We start from the raw sequence: 15,330 nt of genomic DNA, 5'->3' as shown, positions 1-15,330 counted from the left end.
ACTCCACACTCGGGGCACACCCCCGCCCCATCGCAGATGCCATCGACCCGCCCCCACACCGCGCCCGCCGCCACCGCGCCCACGCCTCCCACCCGCCCCACGGGCCTGCTGCTGACCGGCGGCGGCGCCCGGGCCGCCTACCAGGTGGGCGTGCTCGAAGCCATCGCCGACATCCGCAACGCCTGCGGCGCGGGCGATGAGCCCAACCCCTTCCCGATCATCACCGGCACCTCGGCCGGCGCCATCAATGCCGCCGCACTGGCCTGCGGCGCGGACCACTTCGACCGCGCGGTGCGCCGCATTGCGCGGGTGTGGCGCCAGTTCCACGCCAGCCAGGTGTACGGGGCCGACTCGCTGTCGGTGATGCGCAGCGGGGCACGCTGGCTCACGCTGCTGTCCATGGGCTGGGCCCTGGCGCGCTGGCGGCGCATGCGGCCCCGGTCGCTGCTGGACAACTCGCCGCTGGAAAAACTGCTGGTCAAGATGGTGCCGCTGGTGCGCCTGCCCAGGCTCATCCGCAAAGGCCACCTCACGGCGCTGGCGGTGACGGCATCGAGCTACAGCTCGGGCGAGCACGTGACCTTCTTCGAATCCAACGCGCCGGTGCAGCCCTGGGTGCGCTCGCAGCGCAAGGCGGCGCGCGACCGCATCACGCACGAGCACCTGCTGGCGTCCTCGGCCATTCCGTTCATCTTTCCGGCCAAGGGCATCACCATCGACGACCACACCGAGTTCTTCGGCGACGGCTCCATGCGGCAGTCGGCCCCCATCGCCCCGGCGATCCACCTGGGGGCCGAGCGCATCCTCGTCATCGGCGCGGGCCGCATGCACGAGCCCAAGGGCGACACCGCCGCCAACCCCACGGCCAACTACCCGTCGCTTGCGCAGATCGCGGGGCATGCGCTGTCCAACATCTTTCTCGATGCCCTGGCCGTGGACGTGGAGCGCGTGCAGCGCGTGAACCAGACGCTGTCGCTCATCCCCGAAGGCGTGCGCAATAAAAGCGCGCTGCGCCCCATCGAGCTCCTGGTCATCGCGCCGTCGCAGCGGCTGGACGCCGTGGCGGCGCGCCATGTGGGCGAGCTGCCCGGCCCGGTGCGCACCATGCTGGCGGCGCTGGGTGTCACGTCCAACATGGCGGATGTGCGCGGCGCGGCGCTGGCCAGCTACCTGCTGTTCGAGTCCGGCTACACACAGGAGCTGATGGCCCTGGGCCGGGCCGACACGCTGGCGATGCGCGCAGAGGTGTGCCGGTTCTTCGGCTGGACGGACACCGGTGCCGAGGTGCAGACCAAGCACCACGCCTGAGGCCCGATTGCGTTCGAAAATACAAAACCGTTCACGCTCAGCCCGTCGAAGCGCCGCGCAAGGCTTCGACAGGCTCAGCCCGAACGGTTTCGGGTATTGAGTGACTGCACCCGAACCCGAAGGATGCCCGTGGGACGCGCGCCTCCCCTGCCGCTTGCCTTCCTGCTCTCTACTTCGGCTGCAGCACATCCTTGGACAACCAGCCCAGGCCGTGCGCGTGCAGGCTTTGCACATACAGCCGGTCGGCCGTCTCGGTGATGGCCGTGGTCTCGGGGTAGGCGCCCGTCGGGTCCTGCAGGTCGGCCACGACCTTGCCGTCGTCGGTGAACGCGATCACATGGCCGTAGGGCTTGGGGATGGGCCATAGCGCGCGCGGCAGGCGCAGCGTCAGGCTGCGCAGCCAGGGCTTGCCGGCCATGTTGTCGATGGCGGCGCCGCGCGGCTTGGCAAAGCCCAGCCAGATGCGGCCGTCCATGCCGCGCATGAGGTTGTCGGGGTAGCCGGGCAGGTTGTCCAGCAGCACGCGGGCCTGGGGCGCGGGCTGGCTGCCGGCGGGCGCCTTCACCTTGGCATCGGCCTCGCTGATGTCCAGGTCGTTCGCGTCCACCGCGATCTTCCACACCCGGTACTTGCCGGTCTCGTTGACGAACAGGCTCTTCTCATCCTGGCTCAGCGCCACGCCATTGGCAAAGCTGATGCCGCGCGCCACCACGCGGGTGCTGCGGGTGGCGGGGTCGTACTCGAGCACACGGCCGGTGCTGGCCTGCTCCAGGATGTCGAGCACGCTGGCCTCGAAAGTGCCGCCCCAGTCCTTGGGCGCAAAGCGGGTGGAGGCGTCGCTCAGGTACATCTTGCCGCTTTTCGCCACCACCACGCCGTCGGCGTAGCGGATGGGGTCGTTGCCGACCTTGTCGGCCAGCACGGTGACCTTGCCGTCGGGCGCGATGGACAGCAGGCCCTTGACCGCGTCGGCCGCAATCAGGTTTCCCGCTGCGTCGAAGTCAAAACCCAGCACCCGCCCGCCGGTATTGGCAAACACCTCCTGGCCCGAGCCATCGGGGTTCATGCGCAAAATGTTGCCGCTCAGTACCGTGGTGTAGAGCTTGCCGTCCTTGCCCAGCGCGATGTGCTCGGGGCCGACTTCGCCTTTCAGGTCGATCATCTGCAGCCCCGCCAGGCGCTGGTTGGGCGCGTGCGCGCCCTGGTAGCCCGGCGCGGCCGGGGCCGTCCACGCCACCGGCCGGATGGGCACGGGCCACCACGCCAGGTAGGCCGCACCCGCCAGCACGATGCCGCCCACACCCCACCCCAGAGTCTTTGCCAAGGTCCTCTTCGCCATCGATTTGTCCTGTGGTTGTCGATGCCGCGCATTGTGATCCAGCGCCGGACCGGCCCCGCAGCGGCGCAACGGGGCTGCGAGCGCCTAAAATCATCGGTTCCGCCTGAGAAAGCCGCTTTTCATGACGTCATCCGCACGCAAACTCTTCGTTACCACCGCCCTGCCGTATGCCAACGGCAATTTCCACATCGGCCACATCATGGAATACATCCAGGCCGACACCTGGGTGCGTGCGCAGCGGATGCAGGGCAACGCAGTCAATTTCGTGGGCGCGGACGACGCCCACGGCGCGCCCATCATGATCGCGGCCGAAAAGGCCGGCAAGACGCCCCAGCAGTTCGTGGCCGACATCGCCGCCGGCCGCAAGCAGTACCTCGACGGCTTTCACATCGCCTTCGACAACTGGAGCAACACCGACAGCCCCGCCAACCATGCGCTGTCCAAGCAGATCTACCTGGACCTCAAGAAGGCCGGGTTCATCGAGACCCGTACCATCGAGCAGTTCTTCGACCCCGAGAAGAACATGTTCCTGCCCGACCGCTTCATCAAGGGCGAATGCCCGCGCTGCCACGCCAAGGACCAGTATGGCGACAACTGCGAGGTGTGCAGTTCCGTCTACGCGCCCACCGACCTGATCAACCCCTTCTCGGCCCTGTCGGGCGCCAAGCCGGTGCTCAAGACGTCGGAGCACTTCTTCTTCAAGCTGTCCGACCCGCGCGCGGTGGAGTTCCTGACCACCTGGACGCAGGACGGCGTGCATGTGCAGCCCGAGGTGGCCGCCAAGATCAAGGAATGGTTCGGCGTGCGCACCAACCCCGACGGCAGCACCAGCGAGGGCCTGGACGACTGGGACATCTCGCGCGATGCCCCCTACTTCGGCATCGAGATCCCCGATGCGCCGGGCAAGTACTTCTACGTGTGGCTGGACGCGCCCGTGGGCTACCTGGCGTCCTTGAAGGAACTGCTGGAGCGGCGCGGCGAGGACTTCGACGCCTACATGGCCGACCCGGCTGTCGAGCAGTACCACTTCATCGGCAAGGACATCATCACCTTCCACACGCTGTTCTGGCCCGCCATGCTGAAGTTCAGCGGCCGCAAGACGCCCACCAAGATCTGCGTGCACGGCTTCATGACCGTGAACGACGGCGAGAAGATGAGCAAGAGCCGCGGCACGGGCCTGGACCCGCTCAAGTACCTGGCGCTCAAGATGAACCCGGAGTGGCTGCGCTACTACCTGGGCGCCAAGCTCAATGGCCGCAACGAAGACATCGACTTCAACCCCGACGACTTCCTGGCCCGCGTGAACTCGGACCTGATCGGCAAGTACGTGAACATCGCCTCGCGCGCCGCAGGCTTCATCGCCAAGCGCTTCGACGGCAAGCTGGGCACCGTGAGCGACGACGGCCAAACCCTGCTGGCCCAGCTGCGCGATGCGCAAGTCGGCATGGTCGCCGCCTACGAGGCCCGCGACACGGCCCGCGCCGCGCGCGAGATCATGCTGCTGTGCGACCGCGTCAACAGCTACGTGGACGCCAACAAGCCCTGGGAGCTGGCCAAGAAGGACGGCATGGACGCCCGCCTGCAGGACGTGTGTACCACCTGCATCGAAGCCTTCCGCCTGCTGACCATCTACCTCAAACCCATGCTACCCGCCGTGGCCGCCCAGGTGGAGGCCTTCCTGAACGTGCAGCCGCTGCAGTTTGCCGACGCCGAACAGCTGCTGGGCGCCGGCCACACCATCGGCCAGTACCAGCACCTGATGCAACGCGTGGTGCCCGAGCAGCTGGAAGCCCTGTTCGAGCCCCCGGCGCCCGCCACACCAGCGCCAGCCGCTACTGAAACCGTAGCAGCCCCCGGCGGCGAGGAACTGGCCCCCACCATCGGCATTGACGACTTCACCAAGATCGACCTGCGCATCGCGCTGATCGTGAACTGCGAGCCCGTGGAGGGCTCCACCAAGCTGCTGCGCCTGACGCTGGACGTGGGCGAGGGGCGCACACGCAATGTCTTCAGCGGCATCGCCAGCGCCTACAAGCCAGAAGACCTGGTGGGCAAGCACACCGTGATGGTGGCCAACCTGGCACCGCGCAAGATGAAGTTCGGCATCTCCGAAGGCATGGTGCTGGCGGCCAGCCATGGGAATGAGAAGGCGAATCCGGGTATCTACGTGCTCAACCCCTGGCCGGGTGCTGCGCCGGGCATGCGGGTTCGTTGAGCGAGTCGGTGAGCGGTGAGCGGTGAGCAGCTCAGCTGACGACATCTCATTGAGATTGGCTCACAGCCGCCCCGCGCTTGTGCGCACTGCTGACACAAGTGCCGCTCGGCAAAGCCACAGTGGCACTGTGCACACCATCATGGCTCTCGGTCTCTCAGCGATCGTCGGATTTTTCTCCATCGCTGCCGCTGCATCAGACCAAGCATTCACCGGCGTGTTCGAAGGGACAGGCCGAGCATGCTCCGGGGAAATGCAGGTGCGCGCAAAAACGATCGCATGGCATTCAACCTTCAGTACCTGTACCGCCACCCGCTACGACGTTCTTGAACGGAACGCCGATCCGAGCCAGGAGCGAATCGTTTTCCGTCTGAAGAAACGCAGCAGCGAGTGTCGCTACCCTGTGATCGAGGCGGTGCGCACCAGCGAATACAACTGGAATGTGACGGGCTACCCATCCTTGGAGGGGTTTCAGAAGAAGCACCTGCCGGATTGGAGCATCTCTGCGCTGCCCGACAGGCAAGTGCTGTCGTGCCCCATGACCAAAAGCAAGTAGATAGAAGACGCGCCAGCAGCGACACACGCTGCTGTGGCCTCCGCGTTGTGCACAACGGTTCGAGCAGACCCTGAGTACCACCTCGCCAATACAAGCGGTGTAAGGCGGGAAGCAGCCGCGGCAGTTTTCCGGCCCCGCACAACTGCTGGGCGCAGACGAGCGTCACGCCGGGCATGAGGGTGCGTTGAAAGACCCCCGCAACGGCCGCCCGGCCCTTGCGTTGCAGGCCCTCGCGGCTGTTCGCTCACAACGATGCCAGTGGCGACCGGCGCTGCCGCCGGCTCTGGGTCACGCCCTGGCGCCGCAGGTACCACTCGGCGCCCAGCAGGTTGGGCACCCAGCACAGCCAGGCGATGAAGGGGTAGGACACCTGCTCGTCGATCCCCAGGGCCATGCTGCCGCCGAGGTAAATGCGCAGCGTGATGGCTGCCGCAGTGAGCGCATAGCTGCGCACCATCCAGCGCCGGTGGTCGGCGAAACGGCGCTGCAGCGCGCGCGTCAGACCCATGCCCGTTGCCACGACCCAGGCCACGCCCAGCGCCAAAAAACCAGCGACGGCCACGGGGCCGGTCATGGCATGGAGTGCCAGCGGCAACGACGAGAGCCAGCCCACGGCTATCGCCACCACATAGGCACGCCCTACCCAGCGGTGCAGGGCAGGAAACCGGGTGCGCCATGCGGCCACCAGCTGCACCGGGCCCAGCATCAGCGCCAGTGATGCGCTGACAGCGTGCACGACAAAGGCCCGGGGTGCGGACTGCAGGCTGGGCAGGTCCATCGGAAAGGGCATGCCGGGCAGCGCATAGCGCAGGGACACGATGCCCACGGCCAGGGCGAGCAACGTGAGCAAACCCCAGGCCAGGGCGGGGGCCAAAGTGCGAACAGTCATCGAAAGCTTTCTACAGTGGATGGGATTCACCGACTGTAGAAAGCGCGTCTGAGCCCCGCATTAGCAGCGGCTTAGCCGGGCGTTAGCAGGGGCTGTGGGCCGTGGGATGGGTCCTTGGGTGCGGGCAGGTGCACCCGCGCTACCAAGCCGGTGGCGCCGTCGTCCCGTGCGCGCAGCTCTACCCGCAGGCCATGGCGCAGCGCCGCAGCCCGGGTGATGGCCAGGCCCAGCCCGCTGCCGTCGGCATCATTGCCGGGCACGCGAAAGAAGCGGTCGAAGACCCGCTCCAGCAGGTCTGGCGGAATGCCCGGGCCGGTGTCCATGATGTCCACCACGGCGCCGCTGTCCAGCCGGTGCAAGCGCACCTCCACCGCACCGCCCTCAGGGGTGTAGCGCAGGGCGTTGTCCAGCAGGTTGTCGAAGACGCTGCGCAGCTCGCTGGCGGCGGCGTGGAAGGCCACCTGCCCGTCTCCGGCAAAACCCACGTCAATGCGCCGCTGGTCCGCCAGCGGCATCAGCTGGCCCACGCTGTCGCGCAGCAAGGCAGTGATGTCCACGGGCGCGGTGGATGCCTGCGCAGCCACCGGTGCCTCCTGGCGCGACAGGCGCAGCAACTGGCCGACCAGGTGCTGCGCGCGGCGCATGCCCGCGTCCAGCTGCGCGAACTGCTGCTGCGCATCGCCCATGGGGACGAAGGGGCGCAGGTTCTCCATCTGCAGCGCCATGGCGGCCATGGGCGTGCGCAACTCGTGGGCGGCGTCCTGCACAAAGCGGCGCTGCGCAGCAAAGGCCTCGCCCAGACGCGCAAGCAATGCGTTGAAGGAGCCCACCAGCGGCACGATCTCTTCGGGCACCCGGTCCATGCGGATGGCGCCCAGGCTGCGGTCGTCGCGCTGGGCCACCTCGTCGGCCACCGAGCGCAATGACTGCGACGCGCGCCCCACCACCACCCACAGGGTGAACAGCAATGCGGGCACCAGTAGCGCCATGGGCACGATGACGTACAGGGTGCGCACCGCCACTTCTTCCTGCAGGAATTTCTCGCTTTGCAACACCTGCACCCGGCGCTGGTACGGCCCCGCCGCTGCTGCGGAATAGACACGCCACCCCGGCGCCCACGCACCATCGGCGCGCAACCGATGGTGACCGGGCGCTGCCTGCAGGGGCACCGCAGTGTCGGGCCTGGACGCAGCCAGCAAGCGGCCGTCGGCCGACCAGATCTGCACGGCGAATGCGCCCCAGTCGAGGATGTTGACGTCGCTGAGCAGCGGCAGGGGCTCGAGCCCCAGGCCCGTGTCCATGGTGCGGTCCGTAGCGTTGGTGTTGGAATCACTGCCCGAATGGCTCGCCGCCACCGGCCCGCCGGTCGCATGGGAGCGCGCCAGCACCTCCATCTGGTACTCCATGAAGGTATGGATGAGTGCGCTGTAGCTCACCCAGAAGGCGCCCCCCGCCACCACGGCGCCGACCAGAATCCAGGGCGCCAGCCACAACAGGATTTGCCCGCGCAGCGACCGGGGGCGGTACCAGCGGGGCTTGTGGTCGCGCACCGAGCCCGTCATGGCGCCGCCACCCGCCAGCCCAGGCCGCGCACGTTGCGGATGGCGTCGGGCCCCAGTTTGCGGCGCATGCCGTGGATGAGCACGTCCACCGCATTGCTGCTGACTTCCTCGCCCCAGCCGTAGATGCGGTTTTCCAATTGCTCGCGCGACAGGATGGCGCCGGGGCGCTCCAGCAGCGCGTGCAGCAGTGCGAATTCGCGCGCGGTGAGGGCCTCGCGTGCGCCGCCCAGCAGCACCTCGCGCGTGGCCAGGTCCAGCTGCAGGGAGCCATTGCCCACCAGCGATTGCGCCACACCACTGCGGCGGCGCACCACGGCGCGCATGCGGGCCAGGAGCTCGGCCACCTCGAAGGGCTTGAGCAGGTAATCGTCGGCCCCGATGTCCAGGCCATGCACGCGGTCTTCGACCCCGTCGCGCGCGGTGAGCACCACCACCGGCGTGAGGTCGCCGCGGGCGCGAGCGCGGCGCAGTACCTCGATGCCATCGATGCCGGGCAGGCCCAGGTCGAGCAGCACGCAGCTGTAGTCGCCGTCGGCCAACGCGCTGTGGGCCAGCTCGCCGTTGCGCACCCAGTCCACGGACCAGCCTGCGCCCTTGAGCGCATGCGACAGGCTGCGCCCGATCATGTCGTCGTCTTCTACCAGCAGTGCACGCAACAGGTTCTCCTTGAGGCCTTCAGGGCGGTGCACAGCGTAGCGCGGAATTCTTAGCGGGCCATGAGCACGGGGCGTCCCCGGGCAACGCAGGGCTAACCCGGCGATAAGAAAGCTTTTCTACAGTGCATCGGCCCGCCATCTGCGGCGTGCGACCCGCGGGCAGCTCTGCCGCCCCTCCCCCGTTTTTTTCTGCCTGGAAACTGAACCCATGACGCCCTGCCTTCGCATGCCCTTTACCCCCCGCCGCAAGGCAACCCTGCCTTCGCGCGCCGCCCTCATCGCGGCCACCTTGGCGGTGCTGGCCCCCGAGGCAGCCTGGGCGCAAGACGCACCGGCCTCTGCCTGGGGCGTGGGCCTGGCTGTGAGCGCTGACCGCAAGCCCTACCGCGACTTCGACGACAAGGTGCAGCCGCTGCCCCTGCTCACCTACGAAAACCGCTGGATCAGCGTGGCCGGCCCGGGTGTGGATATCAAGCTGCCGTCGGTCGGCCCCGTGGGCCTGCGGCTGCGCTCGCGCTTTGGCTTCGAGGGCTACGAGGCCAAGGATTCGCCCTTTCTGGCCGGCATGCAGGAGCGCAAGAGCAGCCTCTGGCTGGGCGCAGCCGCCAGCTGGGACACGGGGCCGGTGCAGTTGTCGGCCGAGCTGCTGGCCGATGCATCGGGCCACAGCAAGGGGCGCCAGGTCACGCTGAAGGCCGAGCGCCGCTTCCAGCTCGGCGCCTGGGACATTACGCCCCGCCTGGCGGTGCAGCAGCAGGACCGCAAGTACGTGGACTACTACTACGGCGTGGAAGGCGCCGAGGTGCGCGCAGGCCGCGCGGCCTACGAAGGCAGCTCTGCCGTGAACCTGCAGGCCGGCGTGCGCGTGGGCTATGCGCTGGCGCCGCGCCAGTGGGTGTTCGTGGACGTGAGCAGCACACGGTTGGCCAGCGCCATCAAAGACAGCCCGCTGGTCGGCCGATCGAGCCAGCCAGCGGTCACTGCCGGCTATCTGTACCGGTTCTGAGCCCGGCGGCCTTCACGTTCAATGCCCCACATACCGCCCCGGCCGGTGGCTGATCCACAGGAACCCGCTCATCACCAGCACAGCCAGCACCGAGTACGCGACGCGCTCGGGTGGCACCACAAACAGCGCTAGCAGCACCACCGTGCCGTCGATCATCATCTGCACCTTGCCGGCGCGCATGCCGTAGCGGCTTTGCAGGTACAGCGACACCACGGTGGCGCCGCCCAGGCTGGAGCGGTGGCGCGCCAGGAACAGGCAGCCCGTGCCCAGCAGCAGCCCGCCCAGCAGCGAGGCGAACAGCGGGTTCAGGTAGTCCACGTGCATCACATGCGGGAACAGCTCGGTCAGCAGCGACAGCAGGGCCACACAGACAAAGGTCTTGATGGTGAACTCGCGGCCCATGCGGGTCCAGGCAAACCAGTAGAACGGCAGGTTGACCACAAAGAACAGTTTGCCGAACGAGATGCCGGTGACGTAATGCAGCAAGAAGGCTGCCCCCGCGGTGCCGCCCACCAGCAGCCCCGCCTGGTTGAAGAGCATGAGCGCCATGGCCACGAAGAGCGTGCCGGCGAACAGGGCCTGGGCGTCTTCGAAAGCGCCGTGGCGCAGCGATGGCAGCGGCTGGTTCTGAGGCTGTGGTTGCGGTTGCGGTTGTGGCTGCCGCACGTGGGGCGCTGCGCCGTCAGGCGGGGTGTGGGGTTGCGGGGGAGCGTCGTTCATGGCGGGGTTTCAAGGGGGTGGGCGGTGGCCGCAGCAGCCTGGCGACTGCACCAGCACCGAGCCAGCATCATCCATGCCAGCGGCGGCCTCGCCATGACAGACGTGCTGCTCACTTGCCGCCCTTGAACTCGGGGGAGTCCAGGTCGGGACCCGTTTGCGTACGCAGTACGACGTGGTCGGGCCCGTGCACCACGGTGAACACCTTGGCCTGGTTGGAGCCTTCCAGGTAGCGCCAGTCCACGTGGGTCTCGTTCTTCAGCGTATAGGGCGTGACCTTGGCGGGCTTGCCCAGCAGGCGGCGGACTTCGTCCATGCGCTGGCCGGGCTGCACGCGGGCGAAGTTCTCGGGCGTGAGCACCTGGCGCAGGGCTGTCATGCGGCCATCGGCGCCCAGGGTGATCATGTAGTTGACCTGGCCCGCGGGCTGGCGGTTGTACTCGAAGGTGCGGGCGCCGCCGGGCTCGTCCCACACGTTGTCGGGGGCGCCGAAGCGGTCGCGCACGTCGGCTTCGGTGGAGACGCCCTCCTTCAATTCACTGATGCGCTGCGGGTCGCAGGCAGTGAGCGCCAGCAACGAAAAAGCGGCGGCAGCCAGCGCGGCAGCGCGATATATCAGAGGCATAAGTCGGTCCCGGTAAAATCCACGCCAAAGAGGTTAACAGTCATGTCCATTTTCCGCCGCCCCGACTACCAGTCCGACGCCACCCAGTTCATCAACCAGCTCAAGACCAGCCAGCCCGCGCTGGATGCGCAGCAGCAGGCCGGCCGCGCCCTGCTGTGGGACAAGCAGGTCGACCGCAAGATCTGGGTCGAATACCGCGATGGCGAGGTCGCCCAGAGGCCTTACGTGTACCAGACCAACGCGGACTGACCCGCATTGGTGTTCCGTTTAGGCATAAAAATCGCTGCTACCGCTTGCCAGATAAGCGCTAGCAGCTATATTTTTAGTAGCACCTGATGATCCCATCGCGCCAAGCCGATGCCGGCGGTAACGCGGGCACCATGCCCGACGTGGTCGATCAGGTCGCACTGGCGCGCCTGTACGGCGAGCCGCTGTTCGCGATGCCGACCGACCTGTACATCCCGCCCGATGCGCTGGAGGTGTTTCTCGAAGCTTTCGAAGGCCCGCTCGATCTGCTGCTGTACCTGATCCGCAAGCAGAACTTCAACATCCTCGACATCCCCATGGTGGGGGTGACCAAGCAGTACCTGGTGTATGTGGACGAGATCCGCAGCCGCAACCTGGAGCTGGCGGCCGAATACCTGCTGATGGCGGCGATGCTGATCGAGATCAAGTCGCGCATGCTGCTGCCGCCCAAGAAGCAGGCCGAAGGCGAAGAACCCGAAGACCCGCGCGCCGAGCTGGTGCGCCGCCTGCTCGAGTACGAGCAGATGAAGATGGCCGCCGCCCGCCTGGGGCAGCTGCCGCAGTACGGCCGCGACTTCCTGAAGGCGCAGGTCTACATCGAACAAAGCCTGCAGCCGCGCTTTCCGGACGTGCACGTGGTGGAGCTGCAGGACGCGTGGCGCGACATCTTGAAGCGCGCCAAGCTCGTGCAGCACCACAAGATCACGCGCGAGGAGCTGTCGGTGCGCGAGTACATGAGCATGGTGCTCAAGACCCTGCAGGGCCGCCGGTTCGTCGAGTTCGAAGAACTCTTCGAGCCCGAGAACGGCAGCACCGTGCTGGTCGTGACCTTCATCGCGCTGCTGGAGCTGGCCAAGGAGACGCTGATCGAGATCACGCAGGCCGAAGCCTTCGCGCCCATTTACGTGCGCCTGGCCTATGTACCGGCATGACACCCCCTGAGCGGCTGCGCCGCTTCCCCCTTTCTCGCTGCGCGGGAGGGGGACGCCACCGGCGGCCTGGCAAAGCCAGTTCCACGGTGGCACTGGCCTGAAGCAGCGCCGGTTCCAACGGCAACTACGGACCCCATATGGCATCCCACGACTTCGACGTCCTCATCGTAGGCAGCGGCCTGGCCGGCCTTTCGGCCGCGCTGCACCTGGCGCCTACGCACCGCGTGGCGGTGATCACCAAGCGCGCGCTGCAGGATGGCTCCAGCGGCTGGGCGCAGGGCGGCATTGCCGCGGTGCTGGCCGATGACGACAGCTTTGCCGCGCACATCGAAGACACGCTGGTCGCAGGCGCCGGCCTGTGCGACCTGGCCACCACGCGCTTCGTGGTGGAGAACGCGCCCGCATCGATCGCATGGCTGCGCGGGCTGGGCGTGCCCTTCACGCTTGAAGGCGACCAGCTGCACCTGACCCGCGAAGGCGGCCACAGCGCCCGGCGCATCGCCCACGTGACCGATGCCACCGGCGCGGCCGTGCAGCGCACGCTGATGGACGTGGTGCGCGCCACGTCCGGCATCACCGTGTTCGAGCACCACACGCTGGTGGACCTGATCACCACGCACAAGCTGGGCTTGCCCGGCCACCGGTGCCTGGGCCTGTATGCGCTGGACGACGCCACCGACTCTGTGGTGACCTTCCGCGCGCCGCAGACCATTTTGGCCACGGGCGGCGCGGGCAAGGTGTACCTGTTCACCACCAACCCCGACACCGCCACCGGCGACGGCATTGCGGCCGCGTGGCGCGCGGGCTGCCGCGTGGCCAACATGGAGTTCATCCAGTTCCACCCCACGGGGCTGTACCACCCGCACGAAAAGTCCTTCCTCATCAGCGAGGCCGTGCGCGGCGAGGGCGGCCAGCTCAAACTCCCCGATGGCACCCGTTTCATGCTGGACCATGACCCGCGCGCCGAGCTGGCCCCGCGCGACGTGGTGGCCCGCGCCATCGACTTCGAGATGAAAAAGCACGGCCTGGACTGCGTGCACCTCGATATCTCGCACCAGAGCCCGGCGTTCTTGCAGGAGCACTTTCCCAACATCCTCGCGCACTGCGCGGCGCTGGGCATCGACATCACGAAGGAGCCCATCCCCGTGGTGCCCACCGCGCACTTCACCTGCGGCGGCGTGCTGACCGACCTGGCCGGCCGCACCGACCTGCCGGGCCTGCATGCAGTGGGCGAGGTGGCCTGCACCGGCCTGCACGGCGCCAACCGGCTGGCCAGCAACTCGCTGCTCGAATGCATGGTGTTCGCGCGCGCCGCGGCCCAGGCCATTGCCGCAGCGCCCGCGGCAGACCTGCCCGCCCTGCCCGCCTGGGACGACAGCCGTGTGACCGACGCCGACGAGTGCGTGGTCATCTCGCACAACTGGGACGAGCTGCGCCGCTTCATGTGGGACTACGTGGGCATCGTGCGCACCAACAAGCGCCTGGAGCGCGCTGCGCACCGCATCGCCACGCTGCAGGGCGAGATCAACGAGTTCTACGCCCACTTCCATGTCACGCGCGACCTGCTGGAGCTGCGCAACCTGGTGCAGGTGGCCGACCTCATCGTGCAGAGCGCGCAGATGCGCCGCGAAAGCCGGGGCTTGCACTTCAGCCGCGACTACCCCGAGCTGGCCGCTCCCGCTGCGCCCACCATTCTCGTTCCCCCTGTGGTCAAACGCACCGCCGAAAAACCGAGCCTGCGGCCATGACCTACAGCGTCAAGGAAATCTTCTACACCCTGCAGGGCGAAGGCGGCCAGGCGGGCACGCCCGCCGTGTTCTGCCGCTTTGCGGGCTGCAACCTCTGGACGGGCCGCGAGCAGGACCGCGCGCAGGCCGTCTGCCAGTTCTGCGACACCGACTTCGTGGGCACCGACGGCACGCTGGGCGGCAAGTTCGACACCGCCGAGCGGCTGGCCGAGACCATCGCCGCGCAGTGGCCTGCGGGCGCGGGCCACCGCCTGGTGGTGCTGACCGGCGGCGAGCCCCTGCTGCAGGTGGACGCCGCCCTCATCGACGCGCTGCATGCGCAGCAGTTCCGCATTGCCGTGGAGAGCAACGGCACGGTGAAGGCGCCGGACGGCATCGACTGGCTGTGCATCAGCCCCAAGGCGGGCGCGCCCTTCGTGCAGCGCAGCGGGCAGGAGCTCAAGCTCGTGTGGCCCCAGCACGGGTTCGACCTGCAGGCGCTGGAGCGTGACACCCAGTTCAGCCATCGCTTCTTGCAGCCCATGGATGGCCTGCTGCAGCGCCAGAACACTGCCGCCTGCATCGACGCCTGCATGGCCCACCCCGCGTGGCGCCTGAGCCTGCAAACCCACAAGCTCACCGGCATCCGGTGAACCGAATCTCTCCGTCAGTCCTATGTTGTTCACCATTTCCCAGCGCTTCTTCTTCGACGCCGCCCACACCCTGCGCCGCGAGATCGAGGCCGAAGGCAGCCGCCGCGTGCACGGCCACACCTACCATGCCGAGGTTTCGCTGAGCGGCCCGCGCGACCCCGCCACCGGCATGGTGCTGGACCTGGGCCTGCTGCGCCAGGGCCTGGCCGTGGTGCGCGAGCAGCTGGACCACCACCTGCTGGACGACGTGCCCGGCCTGGGCACCCCCACGCTGGAGAACCTGTGCGTGTTCATCGCAGCGGCCCTGCCCGCCGACCTGCAGCCGCGCGTGAGCCGGGTGCGCGTGTGGCGCGACGCGCTGGGCGACAGCTGCACGCTGGACCTGCCCGTGGCCTGACGCAGACCGCCTGCACCGCCACAATTTTCAGACGCCAACCCAGGACGCCCGATGTTCCGCACCCTGCTCAAATCCAAGATCCACCGCGTGGCCGTGACCCAGTGCGAGCTGCACTACGAGGGCTCCTGCGCCATTGACGAAGACCTGCTGGACGCGGCCAACATCGCCGAGAACGAGCAAGTGCACATCTGGAACATCAACAACGGCGAGCGCTTCATCACCTACGCCATCAAGAGCCAGCGCGGCAGCGGGATGATTTCGGTCAACGGCTCGGCCGCGCGCCGCGCGTCGGTGGGCGACCTGATCATCATCGCGGCCTTCGCCCAGGTGCACGAGGACCAGATGGCCACACACCAGCCGCAGTTGGTGTTTGTGGACGAGAACAACCGCCAGACGGAACTGCGGCACGCGGTGCCCACGCAGGGGCTGTGATTCCACTTTGTCTTCAAGCCTACCCCTACCCGTTCACGCTGAGCCTGTCGAAGCGCCGCGCAAGGCTTCGACA

General features: G+C 67.7%; 16 protein-coding genes. 10 read left to right on the top strand and 6 right to left on the bottom strand.

All coding sequences use genetic code 11. From position 1 onward, the window contains the following. Positions 1-36: 36 nt before the first annotated feature. A complete protein-coding gene (locus ACSQ3N_RS06935) occupies positions 37-1,308 on the top strand; it encodes a patatin-like phospholipase family protein (protein WP_436145929.1) in 1,272 nt (423 codons plus the stop codon). Positions 1,309-1,477: 169 nt separating this feature from the next. Here ACSQ3N_RS06935 and ACSQ3N_RS06930 read toward each other — a convergent pair whose 3' ends face one another. Further along, complete coding sequence (locus ACSQ3N_RS06930; protein ID WP_436145928.1) at positions 1,478-2,647, bottom strand: SMP-30/gluconolactonase/LRE family protein; 1,170 nt, start codon at positions 2,645-2,647, stop codon at positions 1,478-1,480. 121 nt (positions 2,648-2,768) lie between these two features. Here ACSQ3N_RS06930 and metG point away from each other — a divergent pair, with 121 nt between their 5' ends. Continuing rightward, on the top strand, positions 2,769-4,862 hold the full coding sequence (metG, locus tag ACSQ3N_RS06925) for a methionine--tRNA ligase (protein WP_436145927.1): 2,094 nt from the start codon (positions 2,769-2,771) through the stop codon (positions 4,860-4,862). Positions 4,863-4,989: 127 nt separating this feature from the next. Further along, positions 4,990-5,415, top strand: coding sequence for a hypothetical protein (locus ACSQ3N_RS06920; RefSeq protein WP_436145926.1), 426 nt, complete (start codon positions 4,990-4,992; stop codon positions 5,413-5,415). Positions 5,416-5,659: 244 nt separating this feature from the next. Here ACSQ3N_RS06920 and ACSQ3N_RS06915 read toward each other — a convergent pair whose 3' ends face one another. From ACSQ3N_RS06915 to ACSQ3N_RS06905, 3 genes are all read right to left on the bottom strand, one after another. Continuing rightward, positions 5,660-6,304, bottom strand: a complete 645-nt coding sequence (locus ACSQ3N_RS06915; RefSeq protein WP_436145925.1) for a DUF2306 domain-containing protein — start codon at positions 6,302-6,304, stop codon at positions 5,660-5,662. A 71-nt stretch (positions 6,305-6,375) separates the two neighbouring features. Further along, positions 6,376-7,866: a sensor histidine kinase gene (locus tag ACSQ3N_RS06910; protein ID WP_436145924.1), complete on the bottom strand. Its 1,491-nt coding sequence runs from the start codon at positions 7,864-7,866 to the stop codon at positions 6,376-6,378. Further along, the gene (locus tag ACSQ3N_RS06905) at positions 7,863-8,522 is read right to left on the bottom strand and encodes a response regulator (RefSeq protein WP_056162521.1); all 660 of its coding nucleotides are present in this window, start codon (positions 8,520-8,522) and stop codon (positions 7,863-7,865) included. Before ACSQ3N_RS06905 ends, ACSQ3N_RS06910 begins: the two co-directional genes overlap by 4 nt. 208 nt (positions 8,523-8,730) lie before the next feature. Here ACSQ3N_RS06905 and ACSQ3N_RS06900 point away from each other — a divergent pair, with 208 nt between their 5' ends. After that, positions 8,731-9,528 (top strand): MipA/OmpV family protein, encoded by a 798-nt coding sequence (locus tag ACSQ3N_RS06900; protein WP_056161664.1) that lies wholly within the window; start codon positions 8,731-8,733, stop codon positions 9,526-9,528. A gap of 18 nt (positions 9,529-9,546) precedes the next feature. On the opposite strand, the gene ACSQ3N_RS06895 is transcribed toward ACSQ3N_RS06900, so the two are convergent. Together ACSQ3N_RS06895 and ACSQ3N_RS06890 are read right to left on the bottom strand one after the other, a co-directional pair. After that, on the bottom strand, positions 9,547-10,248 hold the full coding sequence (locus ACSQ3N_RS06895) for a YitT family protein (protein WP_235507217.1): 702 nt from the start codon (positions 10,246-10,248) through the stop codon (positions 9,547-9,549). Between the two features lie 109 nt (positions 10,249-10,357). Next, positions 10,358-10,870 (bottom strand): outer membrane protein assembly factor BamE, encoded by a 513-nt coding sequence (locus ACSQ3N_RS06890; RefSeq protein WP_436145923.1) that lies wholly within the window; start codon positions 10,868-10,870, stop codon positions 10,358-10,360. A 42-nt stretch (positions 10,871-10,912) separates the two neighbouring features. On the opposite strand from ACSQ3N_RS06890, the gene ACSQ3N_RS06885 reads away from it, so the two are divergent. From ACSQ3N_RS06885 to panD, 6 genes are all read left to right on the top strand, one after another. Continuing rightward, positions 10,913-11,119: a DUF3460 family protein gene (locus ACSQ3N_RS06885; protein WP_056161660.1), complete on the top strand. Its 207-nt coding sequence runs from the start codon at positions 10,913-10,915 to the stop codon at positions 11,117-11,119. A gap of 86 nt (positions 11,120-11,205) precedes the next feature. After that, positions 11,206-12,048, top strand: a complete 843-nt coding sequence (locus ACSQ3N_RS06880; protein ID WP_056161657.1) for a segregation and condensation protein A — start codon at positions 11,206-11,208, stop codon at positions 12,046-12,048. 137 nt (positions 12,049-12,185) lie between these two features. Beyond that, the gene (nadB, locus tag ACSQ3N_RS06875) at positions 12,186-13,796 is read left to right on the top strand and encodes an L-aspartate oxidase (protein WP_436145922.1); all 1,611 of its coding nucleotides are present in this window, start codon (positions 12,186-12,188) and stop codon (positions 13,794-13,796) included. Beyond that, entirely contained in the window at positions 13,793-14,428 is a 636-nt protein-coding gene (gene queE / locus ACSQ3N_RS06870; protein ID WP_436145921.1) for a 7-carboxy-7-deazaguanine synthase, read from the top strand. The genes nadB and queE overlap by 4 nt, the downstream gene beginning before the upstream one ends. A gap of 22 nt (positions 14,429-14,450) precedes the next feature. Further along, positions 14,451-14,825 carry a 6-carboxytetrahydropterin synthase gene (locus ACSQ3N_RS06865; RefSeq protein WP_056418092.1) on the top strand — a complete coding sequence of 125 codons (375 nt, stop codon included), beginning with the start codon at positions 14,451-14,453 and terminating at the stop codon, positions 14,823-14,825. Positions 14,826-14,876: 51 nt separating this feature from the next. Then, positions 14,877-15,257 carry an aspartate 1-decarboxylase gene (panD, locus tag ACSQ3N_RS06860; protein ID WP_436145920.1) on the top strand — a complete coding sequence of 127 codons (381 nt, stop codon included), beginning with the start codon at positions 14,877-14,879 and terminating at the stop codon, positions 15,255-15,257. Positions 15,258-15,330: the final 73 nt, after the last annotated feature.

This window comes from Acidovorax sp. LjRoot194, assembly GCF_964253015.1.
Classification (GTDB): Bacteria; Pseudomonadota; Gammaproteobacteria; order Burkholderiales; family Burkholderiaceae_C; genus Acidovorax.
Note: the sequence above shows the minus strand (reverse complement) of the source record. Positions and strands in the feature narration are given on the sequence as shown.